The organism is Pseudanabaena sp. PCC 9330, assembly GCF_055795045.1.
In genome coordinates, this window is record NZ_JAYFES010000044.1 from 22887 (window position 1) to 37646 (window position 14760).

At 58.8% G+C, this 14760-nt stretch carries 13 protein-coding genes; 5 read left to right on the plus strand and 8 right to left on the minus strand.

Annotated features, from left to right (window positions below; genetic code table 11):
- Nucleotides 1-79: 79 nt before the first annotated feature.
- A complete protein-coding gene (gene surE / locus AC0QKW_RS00935) occupies nt 80-763 on the minus strand; it encodes a 5'/3'-nucleotidase SurE (protein WP_473149187.1) in 684 nt (227 codons plus the stop codon).
- Nucleotides 760-1914 (minus strand): DUF58 domain-containing protein, encoded by a 1155-nt coding sequence (locus tag AC0QKW_RS00940; RefSeq protein ID WP_473149188.1) that lies wholly within the window; start codon nt 1912-1914, stop codon nt 760-762. The genes surE and AC0QKW_RS00940 overlap by 4 nt, the downstream gene beginning before the upstream one ends.
- 80 nt (nt 1915-1994) lie before the next feature.
- Here AC0QKW_RS00940 and AC0QKW_RS00945 point away from each other — a divergent pair, with 80 nt between their 5' ends.
- Nucleotides 1995-2495, plus strand: a complete 501-nt coding sequence (locus AC0QKW_RS00945) for a hypothetical protein (protein ID WP_473149189.1) — start codon at nt 1995-1997, stop codon at nt 2493-2495.
- A 64-nt stretch (nt 2496-2559) separates the two neighbouring features.
- On the opposite strand, the gene typA is transcribed toward AC0QKW_RS00945, so the two are convergent.
- From typA to petC, 3 genes are all read right to left on the minus strand, one after another.
- A complete protein-coding gene (gene typA / locus AC0QKW_RS00950) occupies nt 2560-4350 on the minus strand; it encodes a translational GTPase TypA (protein WP_473149190.1) in 1791 nt (596 codons plus the stop codon).
- 360 nt (nt 4351-4710) lie between these two features.
- Nucleotides 4711-5676 carry a cytochrome f gene (petA, locus tag AC0QKW_RS00955; protein ID WP_473149191.1) on the minus strand — a complete coding sequence of 322 codons (966 nt, stop codon included), beginning with the start codon at nt 5674-5676 and terminating at the stop codon, nt 4711-4713.
- Nucleotides 5677-5815: 139 nt separating this feature from the next.
- Nucleotides 5816-6358, minus strand: coding sequence for a cytochrome b6-f complex iron-sulfur subunit (petC, locus tag AC0QKW_RS00960; protein ID WP_473149192.1), 543 nt, complete (start codon nt 6356-6358; stop codon nt 5816-5818).
- A 461-nt stretch (nt 6359-6819) separates the two neighbouring features.
- Here petC and AC0QKW_RS00965 point away from each other — a divergent pair, with 461 nt between their 5' ends.
- Nucleotides 6820-7137: a DUF3067 family protein gene (locus AC0QKW_RS00965; protein ID WP_473149193.1), complete on the plus strand. Its 318-nt coding sequence runs from the start codon at nt 6820-6822 to the stop codon at nt 7135-7137.
- Nucleotides 7138-7335: 198 nt separating this feature from the next.
- Here the strand turns inward: AC0QKW_RS00965 and gloA2 are convergent, their stop codons facing one another.
- Entirely contained in the window at nt 7336-7725 is a 390-nt protein-coding gene (gloA2, locus tag AC0QKW_RS00970; protein ID WP_473149194.1) for an SMU1112c/YaeR family gloxylase I-like metalloprotein, read from the minus strand.
- 109 nt (nt 7726-7834) lie between these two features.
- Between gloA2 and AC0QKW_RS00975 the strand changes: the two genes are divergently transcribed.
- On the plus strand, nt 7835-10387 hold the full coding sequence (locus tag AC0QKW_RS00975; protein ID WP_473149195.1) for a glycosyltransferase family 39 protein: 2553 nt from the start codon (nt 7835-7837) through the stop codon (nt 10385-10387).
- A gap of 245 nt (nt 10388-10632) precedes the next feature.
- Here the strand turns inward: AC0QKW_RS00975 and AC0QKW_RS00980 are convergent, their stop codons facing one another.
- Complete coding sequence (locus AC0QKW_RS00980) at nt 10633-11922, minus strand: hypothetical protein (RefSeq protein WP_473149196.1); 1290 nt, start codon at nt 11920-11922, stop codon at nt 10633-10635.
- A 386-nt stretch (nt 11923-12308) separates the two neighbouring features.
- On the opposite strand from AC0QKW_RS00980, the gene AC0QKW_RS00985 reads away from it, so the two are divergent.
- Nucleotides 12309-13079, plus strand: a complete 771-nt coding sequence (locus tag AC0QKW_RS00985; protein ID WP_473149197.1) for a FecR domain-containing protein — start codon at nt 12309-12311, stop codon at nt 13077-13079.
- 148 nt (nt 13080-13227) lie between these two features.
- Here AC0QKW_RS00985 and AC0QKW_RS00990 read toward each other — a convergent pair whose 3' ends face one another.
- On the minus strand, nt 13228-13980 hold the full coding sequence (locus AC0QKW_RS00990; RefSeq protein WP_473149198.1) for a YdcF family protein: 753 nt from the start codon (nt 13978-13980) through the stop codon (nt 13228-13230).
- A 230-nt stretch (nt 13981-14210) separates the two neighbouring features.
- Here AC0QKW_RS00990 and AC0QKW_RS00995 point away from each other — a divergent pair, with 230 nt between their 5' ends.
- Nucleotides 14211-14690 carry a molybdenum cofactor biosynthesis protein MoaE gene (locus tag AC0QKW_RS00995; protein ID WP_473149199.1) on the plus strand — a complete coding sequence of 160 codons (480 nt, stop codon included), beginning with the start codon at nt 14211-14213 and terminating at the stop codon, nt 14688-14690.
- Nucleotides 14691-14760 lie beyond the last annotated feature (70 nt).

Here is a 14760-nt window from a genome sequence, read left to right on the forward strand (position 1 = left end):
CTGCGTTCAGCACCAGAAAATTCTCTGGCAAATCAGGATCACTGTCTCTTTCTTGGCAGGGGGAGGGGTGAGTCAAAACTCACCACAGACAAATTTTGCTGACCGCAATGTTGCCGCCAAAGCACACCGCCACGTCAGAGTCGGGGTCATAGCGGCGCTGGCCGTAGTCGCCCGCATAGTAAAACTGTCCCTGGTCAATTTTGAACTCGGTCGGCAGGGGCTGGGTGCAGGTGGTGCAGTGAATGATGTCGGGGTCAGGGGCGCCCGGCTGGAGGTGGGGCAGATTCACATTCCAAAAGCAGCCTGGAGGAGGCGTTTCAGCCATTAGGGTCTGAATCACTCGTGCCGTTAGGCGAGTTGCCAAGGCCCAGTCTATGGGCCGCCGATTTTGAATATAGTGGGAAATGGCAATGCCCGGCACCCGCAGCAGCGCCGCCTCGAGCACGGCTGCTACCGTCCCCGAGAGATAAATATCGGCCCCCATGTTGCCCCCGGCGTTGATGCCTGAGAGCACCCAGGTGGCCTCTGGGCAGAGGTGACCCAGGGCAACGCGGGCGCAGTCAGCTGGGGTACCGCCGATGGCAAAGGCCCTAGACTCGCGCTGGGTGATGGCGATCGCGCCGCCTCGATTCATCTGATGGCTACAGCCCGACAGGTGCTGGTCGGGGGCGACGACCCAGTTGGGGCGATCCCCAAGGGCAGAGCGCAGGGCCGCAATGCCGGGAGCATCGATGCCGTCGTCGTTGGTAATCACTAAGGTCATAGGTGGGGGGCCTGTAGTTGGGCCTCTAGGGAAGCTTCAGGGTCAATCCGAAGCATGTCCAAATCGGCGGCAGCGGCTCCGCTCCCCCACACCACCGAGCGGCTGCCCGCTGATAGCGCGACGGGCAGCGATCCGGCTGAGGTCAGCCAGATGGTAGCGCCCTGGGGCAGAGAACTGAGCGATCGCACAGCCGGATCTGGCTCTACTCCAGCCAGCACGTGCATTACCCGGCTAGTCTCCCGCAGCAGGGTGCCATCGATCGCGTCCTCCCTTGGGGGCAGCCACAGGGCGGCGGTAAACCCCTGCTTGAGGGCGTAGATAAAGAGAGACGCCGCCGCCACCACCGCCTGTTCAAAATCTGCCTCGGGCCAACGGGCGGCGGTATTGAGGGCAATCACTACTTCGCGACTGGCAGTCATAGTTTCTAGCTCGCGCACCCGCAGCTCGCCGTAGCGGGCGCTGGTGCGCCAGTGAATGAGCCGGGTGGGGTCGCCCCAGCGGTAGGGCCGCAGGGCTCGGGTCACCCCCTGGGTGTCGGCCTGGGCCACCGGGCTGTAGCGCCAGTGCTGACCGTGGCGAGGTCCCACGGTATCGAGCAGGGGGCAGCGCTTCAGGGGCAGCACCTGAGGATAGACTACGGCGGTGGCGGGGGCGGGCTGCGATCGCCGCGACCAGAACAGTCCCAGGGGTGCTGCCGTGCGCAAATCAACCCTGGGCCATTGGTAAACGCCCCGCCGTGTGGTGGGCACCTGGTAGCGCCAGGTGTGGGTTTGGCCGCCAGTCAGAGTCTCAACCGCCGTCACCTGCACATTGCCCAGGCGGCTGGGCAGCGGGTCAATCACCTGAAACATCCCCTTCGTCTGGCGCTGGGGGTTGCGAATCTCTAGCTGCACTTCTAGGGGCACCTCGGCGGTGACGGGCAGAATGGGCGATCGCGTCACCACTAGCCCCTGCAAATTTCTAGGCGGCAGCACCGCCGCTACCATCAGCAGCGCCAGTATGACGCCGCTAATGACATATAGCCAGCCCGCCAGGGTATTAGTCGCCGCCGCAAAAAAGAACAGCGCCAGCCCCAGCAGCAGCCAGCCCACGTAGGCAGGGTTGACCCAGTGATTTTCGAGCCAGTTGGTGAAGCGCGCCGCAAATTTCATCAGATTGCCTTACCCTAACTAGCAGAGCATACCCAAATGCAACCGGCATGGGAAATTAGCCCTTGTTTTCAGCTACGCCTATGGAAACGTTCAGTACCCTACTACCGCTGATTGGGTCTTTGACTGGAGTATTACTAACCGGGGCGATCGGAGTCGCCACTTACTCTTGGCAAGAGAGAGCCAAGCGACAAACCGAACTCACCGAGCGCAGGCAAAAGCTCTATGAAGATCTCAACGGGGCGCTGTTTGGCCTCATTCTGGCAAAAACCAACCAAGACCGCCGCAGAATCTTAGCCGACATCGAAAAAGGCTGGTTATTTGCCTCAGACGACGTCTTAGCAGCTCTATTTAAGTATATAGAAATCTACGATCGCCACTGGGTCAGCGCCAGCGGCGATATTCAAACCCTAATTCGCACCGATGAAACAGCCAGAAGCACCCTTGAAAATGCCATGGCCGACATTTTCTTGGCCATGCGTCGCGATTTGCGATCTACTCAAATCTCAGCTTCCTTGGCCCACGACTACATGCGCTTCTATCAGTGTGGACTGCTGGACAGCGACCCAGCCCAGAAAGCTTGACTACCGCGCAGGGTAGAACAACCGTCGCCTAGTGCCGTTCTACCCTACGTAAACCTGGGACTATCTACCGCTTCACCAGCTTCTTCGACAGCTTGCGCAGGCGGATCGACTCAGGGGTAATTTCGACCAGCTCATCGGGGCCAATGTACTCCAACGCCCGCTCTAGGCTCATGTCGATGGGAGTTTGCAGCTGTACCAGTTCGTCGCCACCGGCCGCCCGGTGGTTAGTCAGCTGCTTGGTCTTCGAGACATTGAGCTCCAGATCTTGGTTGCGGTTGTGCTCACCCACAATCATGCCCTTATAGACCTTCACCCCAGGGCTGATGAAGAACACGCCCCGGTCTTCAGCGTTTTTGAGGGAGTAGAAAGTGGCCACCCCTTCTTCAAAGGCGATTAGCACCCCATTGCGGCGGGCCTCAATATCACCGCAGAGCACCCGGTAGTCTAAGAAGCTGTGGTTCATGATGCCAGCACCCCGGGTTAGGCGCATAAACTCGCCGCGAAAGCCAATCAGACCCCGGGCCGGAATCACAAACTCCAGGGTAGCGCGACCGTCACCCATGATTCGCATGTCTTGCAGCTCACCCCGACGCTGGCCAATGCGCTCCATGCAGCCGCCGACGCCCTCTTCGGGCACGTCGAGCACCAGCAGTTCGTAGGGTTCGCAGGGCTGGCCGTTGACTTCGCGGTAGATCACCTGGGGCTGGGAGACCTGAAACTCATAGCCTTCACGGCGCATGGTTTCGATCAAAATGCCCAGGTGCAGCTCGCCCCGGCCCGACACCGAGAAGCGATCGGGGGAGTCGGTGGGCTCGACCCGCAGAGCCACGTTGGTCTCAAGCTCGCGCATGAGGCGATCGCGCAGCTGCCGCGAAGTGACAAAGGTGCCCTCTTGACCCGCAAAAGGCGAGTCATTGACCACAAAGGTCATCTGTAGGGTGGGCTCATCGACTTTGATCAGGGGCAGAGCCTGGGGATTGGTGGGGCAGGTGATGGTTTCGCCAATGTTGGCATCGGCAAAGCCCGCCACCGCCACGATATTGCCCGCCGAGGCCGACTCAATCTCAATGCGGCGCAGGCCGTCAAAGCCCAGCAGCTTAGAAATCTTCGACTTCACCAGGCTGCCGTCTTCTTTGACCAGGGCCGCCTGCTGGCCAGCATTGATCACCCCGTTGTGAATTTTGCCAATGATGATGCGGCCCAGGTACTCGGAATAGTCGAGGGTGGTGACCTGAATTTGCAACGGCTTTTCAGAGTCGCCGACCGGGGGCGGCACATGGTCGAGAATCGACTCAAACATGGGCTTCATATCGACGCCCTCGTCTTCGAGCTTGGTCTTGGCGTAGCCTGCCAGCCCCGAGGCAAACAGATAGGGAAAGTCGCACTGATCGTCGTCAGCACCTAGCTCGATGAAGAGATCGAGCACCTTATCGACGGCACCATGGGGCTCAGCTTGAGGGCGGTCAATTTTGTTGACCACCACAATCGGGCGCAGACCTTTCTCCAGAGCCTTTTTCAGCACAAACCGGGTCTGGGGCATCGGGCCTTCGTTGGCATCGACGATCAGAATGCAGCCATCGACCATGCCCAGCACCCGCTCTACCTCGCCGCCAAAGTCGGCGTGGCCAGGGGTGTCGATAATGTTGATCAACGTCTCACCGTAGTGAACGGCCGTGTTCTTCGAGAGAATGGTAATGCCCCGCTCCCGCTCCAGGTCATTGGAGTCCATCACGCAGTCTGGTACCTCTTCCCCCTCGCGAAAAATGCCGGACTGCCTGAGCAGGGCATCGACAAGCGTGGTCTTGCCGTGGTCAACGTGGGCAATAATTGCAACGTTGCGAATGGGAATCGTCATAACTGTGTAAAACCTGGGCGACAGTGAGCGGGCAACGAAACTACCCCCGAGCGCCAAACCTAAGGATGCTCAAGACAAGTTTCGAATATGCAAAAATACTTAACAATTGTAGCTCATTAAACAGACCGTTGGTGAAAGCCGCTGGCCCAGATTCAGAGCAATGGAATCGCACTCAACTCGTTATCGTCACCATCTTGCTTGAGCATAGATGGACTAACTCACCGGATTTGCCCAGGATGTCGACTGACAAGACATTGCAAAACAAAATCAGAGGGCCGAAAATTCGGAACCCTCTGATTTTAAGAAGCGCATTGAAGAAATTGTTAGCTACATCTACTCAGCTGTAGCTAACGGGCCAGACTACATAGTCAAGCCAGCGGCCTGAACCTTCTCCACCTGCTTTTTCTTCAGCACCAGCATGATCTGGGTTAGCATCACCGCCGCCAGGAAGGCGACGAGACCCTTGATGCGATTGGGGCTTTGCAGCACGATTTCGGTATCCATCTGGCCAAATCCGCCCACGTTAGGGTTGGTGGTCAGGGGCTTACCGGCTTCTACGGCGTCGCCCTCGGCCACCAGCAGCTCAGGACCGGCGGGGATAGTTTCAGTGACTTCGCTACCGTCGTCAGATTGGATAGTGACCAGATAGCCACCGGCAGCTTGGGACTCTACATCGGTGACAATGCCGCTGGCGGTGGCGTTGTAGACCGTGTTGTTGCTGGCCTGACCCGTGGGGTAGACCTGGCCACGACCTCGGTTACCGCCGACGTGAATCTGATATTTGCCAAAGGAAACTGACTTGTTGGTTGCCGGGTCGGGAGACAGCACGGGGAAGATAATCTCTTGATACTGCTCACCGGGCAGGGGGCCAACCAGGAGGATATTTTCCTGAGTGTCGCTGTAAGGCAAGAAGTAGGTGCTGCCGACTTCTTCCTTCAGCTCTTCGGACATGCGATCGGGGGGAGCTAGCTTAAAGCCCTCGGGCAGCACCACGACCGCGCCGACGTTGAGGCCGCCCTTACTGCCGTCGCCCAGTACCTGCTGGGAGGCGAGATCGTAGGGAATCTCAACTTTGAGCTTGAAGACGGAGTCGGGCAGCACTGCCTGGGGCACCTCTACCTTGGTGGGTTTTGCAGCCAGGTGGCAGTTGGCGCAGACGATGCGGCCGGTGGCCTCGCGGGGTACTTCGTAGTTTTCTTGGGCCCAGAAGGGATAGGCCTGGGCGGTCTGGGGCATCGCCAGCCACCCGGTTGCCACAGTCAGAATGGCGGCGCAGGTAATGGCGAGGGGGCGCAGGCCGTTGATTAATGCAGCGAATTTATTCATGCGTTCAAAGGAGATGTCAGCTATGTCAACGGAGAACGGGATAGCAGATGGCCAAATGGCTGACGAGACCAAGTCCAGCTCAAGCTCTGTAGGGTTTCCACGGGTAAAACTCGACAGCTTAGGCTGGGTTGGGTTTAGCCTAGGCCCACCAGGGATTTTCGCCAGTGCGGAAGTCGGTCTCAGTCCAGGGGGTGAGGGAGACTTTGTCATCTTCGGTGACATCGGCATGAGCCAGGGCCAGAGACAAGGGGGCCGGGCCGCGCACTACTTTGCCGGTGGCGTCGTACTGGGAGCCGTGGCAGGGACACATAAACTTGTTTTCGCTGGCGTTCCAGGGAACGACGCAGCCCAGGTGGGTGCAGATGGAGCTAATGCCGTAGCTCTCTAGGGAACCGCTCTCTTGGATTACTAGGTAGGTGGGGTCGCCCTTGAGACCCTGAACCAGGACGCGATCGCCCGCATTGTGGGTCGCCACAAACTGGCTGGCGATCACGTCGTTGCCCAGCTCGTTTTTGGCTGTCACCCCGCCGCCTGCGCTACCGCTGGAGGGAGGAATAAAGTATTTGATCACGGGATAGAGCATGCCCCCAACGGCCCCAGAGGCGGCCCCCAGCAGCAGCAGGTTCATAAATTGGCGGCGTCCCAAATCGGGGACATCGGAGGTTCCAGAAACTTGAGTCATAATCCAGACTGGTATACCTGTTTCAAACGTACTAGCAGCTATCAATGGCGGTGGCTGAGCAGGGGGTTAGCCAACAGAACTGTAGCCCGTTACGCTAGCCCGGCAAACCCTTAGCGAGGCACCAATTTGGAGCATTCCCGATGTCGCTGACCATGCCTTAAGCTTTACCAATCGTATTATTGCACCTCGCTGTTTCCAGAAAATCGTTGCTAAACGTTAAGGAGGCTGGGCGATCGCGCTTTTCCTAGGGCAAAGGCCAGAAAAATGGGCAAGCCAAGGCCTATAAGCCTCTGAGAAAGCTTTAGGATATGAAAATCCACATAAAAACAACTTTTTTTCGTTTTTTTAGCCATTCAAGGTGCTTTTTAGGGCCAGAAAGGGGCAGCCACCTTGGCCAAACGGATGGATCGTATGGTAAAGAAATGTATAGGTGGCAGCGATCGCCCCAGCGGAGAAACGCAATGACCGGAGCCGAGCTACAGACACTATTGATAGACAAGTGGGGCTTCTCCTTTGACGTGCAGTTTCGGCGCACCCAGGGCAAGATTTTCTTCCAGGTGATGTGGCGCTACCTAGAGCAGGCGTCATTTCCCCTCAGCGAGGAAGAATACCTGGCCCACCTCAACCAGGTGGTGCTCTATTTGCACGAGTGGGGGCAGGCTGACTACGTGCAGCAGTGGATCGCCCAGACCCGCGAGCGTCCCCGACTGGGCAAGGCCGTCAGCATTCCCCTCACCCTGGGAGAGCGCGCATTGGAATGGCTGACGGACGAGTTTTGAGCAGTTAGTTTTGAGCAGTTAGGAAATTGGAACAGAAAATACCCCCATGGAGGGGCGCAGGGCCTGTGCCCTCGTAAGCAAGCAAGCTCCTTGGGTATTTTTTGTCAGAATTGTCTTTAATTTGGGACAAAGCTCAGTCAGTATGGGTTCTTGCTGGGCGGATGCGCCATACAGGTGCCGGGGGCTGTAACCCCCGCGTCAGCGTTCGTATAGTTCAATCGGGAGCTGGTCGGGGTCTTGAAAAAAGACGAAGCGCTTGCCGGTCAGCTCATCCAGGCGGATTGCTTCTGTGGCGACCTGGGCGGCCTGGAGCTGCTGAACAGCCCCGTCTAAATCATCCACCACCAGGGCCAGATGTCGCAGCCCCTGGGCCTCGGGGCGAGAGGGCCGAGGCGGTGGGTCGGGGAACGAGAACAGCTCGATCTGGGTGCCGTCGGGTAGTGCCAGATCGAGCTTGTAGGACTGGCGCTCAGCTCGATAGGTTTCGCGACGGGTTTCTAGACTCAATACCTGGGTGTAGAACTGCTTGGAGCGGTCATAGTCGCTACAAATGATCGCGACATGGTGGATACCCTGGCAAAATGACATGGCAACTCAAGAGATAGCTATGGCCAGTCTAGTTGAGCCATTTCCCAGATGAACGCTCGCCAGTTAGCGACGTTATCCATAGTTAAGGATCCGTAGATAAAGGATGCCAATGAGCGATCGCAACCCGCCCCTGCCTGAACCCAGCCTGACCTCACCGGAATTTCCGCCCAGTCACCCATCGGTAGAGGATCGGGATGAAGGCAGCGGGCACCGGCAAGACGGGCTGATTTTGCTGGGGCTGTGGCTCTTGGTGGCGATCGCCGATGGCCTCTGGCTGCTCAATGACCAAGCCCCCCCCGCCTGGGACCAGGGCGAACACCTGACCCGCGCCCTGCACTTTTGGGGAGTGCTGCAACAGCTAGAGTGGTTTAACCCCGACTGGTGGACGACCCTGTGGCGGCAGTCGCCGGGCTATCGGGCACCGCTGGTTTACCTGGCGACGGTGCCCATATTTAACCTGCTGGGGCGTGGATTTGACCAGGCGGTGGTGGTCAACACCCTCTTTGCCGGGGTGCTGATGGCGATTTTGTACGGGCTGGGGCGCTACCTGTTTGGCCGCGCCACCGGGCTGTGGGCGGCAGGGCTGAGTTTGCTAGTGCCCATGCTCTACGCCCTGCGGCTCGACTATTTGCTCGATCTAGGGCTGGTGACGGCGGTGACCGCCACCTTTGCCAGCCTGACCGCCTGGCGGGGGGCCAAGCCAAAGGCGCGGTGGGGCTGGGCGATCGCCGCCGGGCTGGGGGTAGGGCTGTCGATTTTGGCCAAGCCCACGGCGGTTTTGTTTTTGGTAGTGCCTTTGGGGTGGGTTGCGATCGAATCGGTTCTCACCCGGCCTCGCTGGCAGCATATAGCCCAGTGGGGGCTGGCGGCCTTAGCAGCCTGGGCCATCTGCGGCCCATGGATTCAAACCAACTGGCTGACGATTTTGACCAACAGCCAGAGCAACAATGCCAACTGGGTGCCCCCAGAACTGGTGCCGGGCAGTGCCTGGTCAGTGCTCAGCTACTACGCCCGCATGGTGCCCCGCCTGGTGACCTATAGCTTCCTCGCGGCGGGCCTGGTGGGCGGTATTCTCGGCGCGCTCTTGTTTCGCTCTAGGGGAGAATCTGACCGTGGGATAGGTTTGTCATCGGCCCTGAGGTGGCGATGGCCCTGGCTGGGCAGCTTCTTGCTGGGCAGCTATGCCCTGCTAACCCTGCTGCAAAACAAAGACCCGCGCCACATGGCCCCGGCGGTGCCGGTGCTGGTGCTGGTGCTGGCTCGGGGGCTCACGCTCTTGCCGGGGCGCGGCGGGCGCTGGCTGCGCTGGGCATTGGTTGGCCTCATGGCGGTGCTGATGGTGGCAGCGGTGCTGCCCGGTGGTCCCCTGCCCGCCAGTCGGCTCATGCGTACCCTCTATGCCGGCCCCGCCTGGCCCCATGCAGAGGTGATCGAGGCCATTACGACCGAGGCTCCCTACCTGCGATCGACGGTGGGAGTAATTCCCAACACACCCCAGATCAACCCGCTCACCTTTGACTTCTATGGGGCGGCCCAAGGCTTTCGGGTCTACAGTCGCGAGCTGGGCTTTAACCCCGAGTTTATGCCCCTCGATGCCCGGTCTGTGCCCTGGATGGTGACCAAAACCGGCGACCAGAGCCCCACCACCGAGACCAAGGTGGCCCTGGGCACACTGATCGAGCAAAGCCCAGCGTTTCGGGTAGCCCAAACCTGGCCCCTGCCCGATGGCTCAACCCTGTCGCTGCACCACCAGACCCAGCCTCCGGTGGAGGTTGCTCCCAGCTCTCAGGCGACCACTGAAGTGACCCTGGCAGCGGTGGAGCTGCCCACCGCCGCCGCCCCCGGCCAGACCATCCCTGTCACCTACGAGCTGCTGGGGCCGTGGGATGCACTGGGCCGGGGGTTATTGGTGCTGAGTTGGGAACCGGTGAATCAACCCGGTGCGATCGCTTGGATCCATGACCACGGCATTGGTCTGGGGCAACTGCTGGCCGCGCCTGGCACGGTGAATTCGACAGACTCTTTTGCCGTCACAGAGCACCTGGGCATGGCGCTGCCGGAGACTCTCTCCCCTGGCACCTACCGGCTGCGGGCAGAGTATCTAGATCGGCGGACGGGAGAGGCTCAACCGTTGACCGTTCCATCCACGACCTTGGCCATCGACCCCACTATTCCTTCTGTGTCGGCACCGGAGCCTGACCTGGTTGGAGTGCTCCACGGCCTCAGCCAGGGGTTGGCTCGAGGCGAGCTAGACCCCATCTTTGCCACCGTGGGGCGCATCAACCAGTACGACCCAGTTCAAGACTATCTGCCCCAGGCAGAGCAGGCCATGGCCCACCGGCTCAGCCAAGACCCTGAGGGGCTACCCTGGTTCTACACCAAGGTGATGGCCCAGGTGCTACAGCAGAATGACCAGGGGGCAATCGCCACCCTCAATCAGCTCACCACCGTGGCCCCCGAGAATATCTATCACTGGCTGTACCTGGGCTTTGTGCACATCTACGCCTGGCAGCCCCGCCAGGCCGATCGCGCCCTGACTCGGGCGGCGGCCATTGACCCCACCCTGCCCGAGCTACAGGTATTGCAGGCGGCCGCAGCCCTACAGAGGCTGAATCTATGGCAAACTTGGCAACACCTCCGCCAGAGCGGCCTGCTGGGCTAATCGTCGGCCAACGAAAGTCAAGACCCCGGGCTGGCACTGGCGCTGGCTCAAACCAAATGGCGCGATCGGTGGAGCGCCTCCAGTGGCTAGGCAACCATCATGGCCTAAGGGCTGTCATCCATTAGTCACGTATGGCCCAAAGATCAGAGGTTACAGCCCTTAGCCTGGTGTTTAGGACAGGCGTGGCAGGGCTTGTCCCACAAGGGTTTTGGTTGCAATTGATGACACGCCCTAGAGTACGCCTCCTAAAATAGCGGTACCGTGGCCTCTAGGACAGCGCCAAAAAATGTATCGTTAAACTGCACTAGAGGTGCTGAGGATCGGCCAAAGCTCACGCCGCCATAGACGCTCACTCGCACTGCCGGAGAGATACGGTAGGCCACTTGTCCTAGCACCTGTTGAAAGGTATCGTGCCGCTCTTGGGATGTGTAGTCAATAAGATTGATTTGATAGCTAAGGCCGGCCTGAAGCTGGGGAGTAATGTCGTAGCCCAGATAGGCACCCGCCGCCTGAAACAACCGGCTGAAATCAGTCAAGGTTGTGCCTGAAAGAGACTGAGCGCCATTGAACTGAACCAGGTAGTAAGAGTCAAGGGTCACACTCGTCGCTAGCGGGTCGCGCCGACCTAGGGTTAAGCCGAGAGAAGTATTTTTAAAGAACTGCGATCGGTTGGGGCCAGGACGAAATAGCTCTTGGTAGCCAAAAATAAGCTGTCCGTAGCTGCGGGGCGATATCCCCTGGCGAATCCCTACTCGAAACCGCAGATCATCGTAGTTGAGGGCTGACTGACTGACGTAGCGCTGTAGGCCCACATCGGCAGTAGCGATGAAGGCCGTCTGGGGACCAAGGGGTGGATACAAGGCAAGGCCAATGGATGGCCGCAAAAAGGTATCGCCAGTCAGCCCTCTCACAACGTCGGTCGTCAGTAAGATATTGTCGCTGTTGGCGATCGCCATCCGGGCCAGTAAAAACCCAAATTTTGGCCTAGGCGACTCGGCCAGAGCAGGAAAGATGGGCTGGTCACGAATACGCAGGATGCCTAGGTCAGGGTCTTCTACCAGCCCCCGCACCTGTACTGTCCCCAGTTCTGGGTCTGGGGTTGAGGTATCTAGGGGGGGCGCGTCTGGGTCAGTCTCGACCTGGGCCAAGGGAAGGTCTAAGGTTAGGGTTGGCTCAGCCTGAGCCAGCGGCGGTGAAGTGGCTAGGGCAGAGGCCTCAGTCAGATAGGGAGCTGACAGGGTATCTGTGGGTCGCTCTGTGGGCGGCTCTGACAGAAGGGCAGGCTCGTTCTCTGGTGCTACGGTGGGTGTCGCTCTGTTGACAGCGAGGGGCGTGAGTCGATCTGGCTCGACTCTGAGCAGCGGCGGGGGCGGCGGGGCCACTGAGGTGGGGTCTGTTTCTACGCCGCTGGCGTAGCTGGGGGCGGTAATGCCGATGGTAGCGGGAGTGCCCAGCAATCCTAGAATGGCCCAAAGGGATGGAAAGAGGTGGTGCCGCTGTATCAATGAAGTTTGCCTGCTTGACAGGTTTGCCATATTGTCACCAGCAGAATCACTGATTTAGATCAGTATTCCTGAATCTACTCCTTAGATTCACAAAATATTAAAGAACGAAAAAACAAGATTTATGAACTAGGGCTGGGCTCCTGGGGCAAGGCGCGATCGCATTTGGCCGCAGCGATCGCTGTAATTCATAAGGCAAAGGTCTTTGACGATCAGTTGGAGGGTTGCGGTTGTCTGAGCTACCCGGCAGGGTGAAGCATTGCCCTGGCCTCTAGAACCAGGTTTGGAGTGGGCATTCTAAGGCCGGGCAGAGGCGTGCGATCAGAGTGACGCGATCCTGAGTCCTAAGGATGGCATCTCTCCCTTGTCTGCGTTCAATGCGGCCAGGCTTTTGCCAATAGTTATTGACTGACGGTGCCATGGATATTCCTCAGAGTGGTTTTTGGGCAACGGTGCTGGCGGTAGCGAACGGTCTGGCGATCGCCGCCCCGGCAGTGGCTGAGGTGCCCTTGCTGTGGGCTAGCATCAGAAATAGCCACAACCAGGTAGCCCTGGTCTCTGCCGGAGGACAAACGCGATCGGCAGCCAGCCCTGAGAGCTTTAACCATGAAGACACCCTCACGACCGGGATGCAGGCAAGAGCCGAGGTGCTCTTTAACGAGGGGTCTCTACTGCGCATCGGCGAACAGACCAGCCTCAGTTTTTGGCCCGATCACCGTCTGCTACGGCTAAGCCAGGGCACAGCGGTAGTCTTTGTGCCCCCTGGGCAGGGCCGCACTGTGGTAGAAACCCCCACCACTAGAGTTGGCCTCAATAGCAATGGGGTGGTGGTACGCTATGTGCCGTCGCGGGGGCTGACCCTGGTGATGGCCCTGGCTAACCCTTTGACTGGGCCAGTATCGATTACCACCGCTATTCCAGGACAAGACCTTACCCTCCGCGCTGGACAGATGGCGTTGATCGGCACGTCCGACATTCAAGTTGTTGAGTTTGACCTGCGAGAGTTTTATCAAACTAGCCCGCTGATGGCCGATCTTCAGATTGGCAATGGGGCCTATCGGCCTGCCCTCGATGAACCCTTGGCTTTACTCCGCCCTGAGTTGCGGGCTGCCCTTGACCAACAGCCCCCATTCACCGGCGAGGAAAAAATCTTAAATCCGGCGCTGATTGGCAATTCAGGAGATTTTTAGGCGCTATAGAGACCCGCTTCATGCAACGACGGTAGACGACTCGGCAGGCCATAGCTGACATAGCCATAACTTGAATGACGCTCCACGGGCAAAGTTATAAACCTTATGCACCTGTGGCTTGGCGGTCTATACAGTTCGCTACGCTCTCTTAGGCTCTAAAGCCCTGATCCATAGGTTCACGGGCAAAATACCGTCCCATCATGCCGTAGCCAATTAGCCCGGCCCATTCACGTATCACCAGCAGCTGGCGACGCTTGACATTGAGGCTGGCGGGTAAAGGGCTAGGGTGAGGAATGACATCAAACCCTACACTGCGAAAGGTGAGCAGCGATCGCGCCATGTGGGGCGGGTCAGTCACCAAAATCAACCGCTGGATACCCTGGGGCTGCAGCAATGCGGCGGTGAACAAAGCATTTTCGTTGGTGGTGCGGGAGCAGGGTTCGCCATCGATGGCCGCCGCTGGCACTCCTGCTGTCTCTAGCATTTGCCCTAGCTCAATGGCGTCGCCACTGCCGCTGGCAAAGATCAACGGTGCCCGCCGCTGCTGCCAAAGATCTGCCGCCACCGCCACTCGGTCAGGGCGAAACTCGCTGCCTCGCCCCAGCACCACAATCGCATCGGCGGTCTGGCCTCCATCCTGCGGAATCAGCAGGGCTAGCCCTTTACCGCCTACTTTGAGCCCCAGGGGAGACAGCCCCAAACTATAGAGCAACAGCAGTAATACCCCGAGCAGGCTGATTCGGCGCTTCCACCGCTGAGGGCGCACAACCCAGGGGGCAACGATGATCACAGCCAGCCCCGGCAGCACCATGCCGGGCTGTATGAGCAGATTGACCAGTCGCCAGAGCGATCGCGTAAAATCACCCGCCGATGTAATCTGGCAGGCAGATAGATCAACCATGGTGTAGCTCCACTCGCCTAGAACTTCAGGATTAAGGTCGCCCACCCTATAATGCAGGGCATTGGTAGTAGAGGATATCGGCCTAACTACGGGGCAAGCTCTATTCTTGAACGGCCCTGATCGATCTACCCAGCCTGGGGATCTATGCTCTACAGAGCGTAAACTGTCCATCACGGTAAACGATCTTTTGTTAGGCCTGTGCCGCCCTTGTCGTTTTTCATGGGTTCTTTATGCAGCTTGCAACACCGGAGCCTGTCGAAGCTTCTACCACCGACAGTCTGCGGATCACCTTTGCCCCCCTATCGTTAGCCGAAGCCTATGGTCTGGCCGATGACCCCGCCAACGGAGCGGTGGTAGTTATGAGCGGCATGGTGCGCAACAACAGCGAAGGTAAAGCCGTTGTCGCGCTGGAATATCAGGCCTACGAGCCCATGGCCCTGGAGGTGTTTAAGCAGATCGCCGCCCAGATTCGCACTACCTGGGCCGATGCGACCCGAGTGGTGATTCACCACCGCACGGGCAAGCTGACGGTGGGCGAGATTAGCGTACTGGTGGCCGTGGGCTGCCCCCACCGGGCCGAGGCGTTTGCGGCCTGTCAGTATGCGATCGACACCCTCAAGCACAATGCCCCGATCTGGAAGAAAGAGCACTGGGAAGATGGTTCTACTAGCTGGGTGAGCATTGGGGCCTGCGAAGTTGACGAAGGGTAGGTGAGCGAGATTCTCAAACCATCAAAGTTGGAGAATGTTCTGACACTCCAATACCCACCTATTTCAAACC

Coding starts and splice junctions, on each gene's coding strand:
- surE (WP_473149187.1), bottom strand. CDS start 763: ATGACCTTAGTGATTACCAACGACGACGGCATCGATGCTCCCGGCATT.
- AC0QKW_RS00940 (WP_473149188.1), bottom strand. CDS start 1,914: ATGAAATTTGCGGCGCGCTTCACCAACTGGCTCGAAAATCACTGGGTC.
- AC0QKW_RS00945 (WP_473149189.1), top strand. CDS start 1,995: ATGGAAACGTTCAGTACCCTACTACCGCTGATTGGGTCTTTGACTGGA.
- typA (WP_473149190.1), bottom strand. CDS start 4,350: ATGACGATTCCCATTCGCAACGTTGCAATTATTGCCCACGTTGACCAC.
- petA (WP_473149191.1), bottom strand. CDS start 5,676: ATGAATAAATTCGCTGCATTAATCAACGGCCTGCGCCCCCTCGCCATT.
- petC (WP_473149192.1), bottom strand. CDS start 6,358: ATGACTCAAGTTTCTGGAACCTCCGATGTCCCCGATTTGGGACGCCGC.
- AC0QKW_RS00965 (WP_473149193.1), top strand. CDS start 6,820: ATGACCGGAGCCGAGCTACAGACACTATTGATAGACAAGTGGGGCTTC.
- gloA2 (WP_473149194.1), bottom strand. CDS start 7,725: ATGTCATTTTGCCAGGGTATCCACCATGTCGCGATCATTTGTAGCGAC.
- AC0QKW_RS00975 (WP_473149195.1), top strand. CDS start 7,835: ATGAGCGATCGCAACCCGCCCCTGCCTGAACCCAGCCTGACCTCACCG.
- AC0QKW_RS00980 (WP_473149196.1), bottom strand. CDS start 11,922: ATGGCAAACCTGTCAAGCAGGCAAACTTCATTGATACAGCGGCACCAC.
- AC0QKW_RS00985 (WP_473149197.1), top strand. CDS start 12,309: ATGGATATTCCTCAGAGTGGTTTTTGGGCAACGGTGCTGGCGGTAGCG.
- AC0QKW_RS00990 (WP_473149198.1), bottom strand. CDS start 13,980: ATGGTTGATCTATCTGCCTGCCAGATTACATCGGCGGGTGATTTTACG.
- AC0QKW_RS00995 (WP_473149199.1), top strand. CDS start 14,211: ATGCAGCTTGCAACACCGGAGCCTGTCGAAGCTTCTACCACCGACAGT.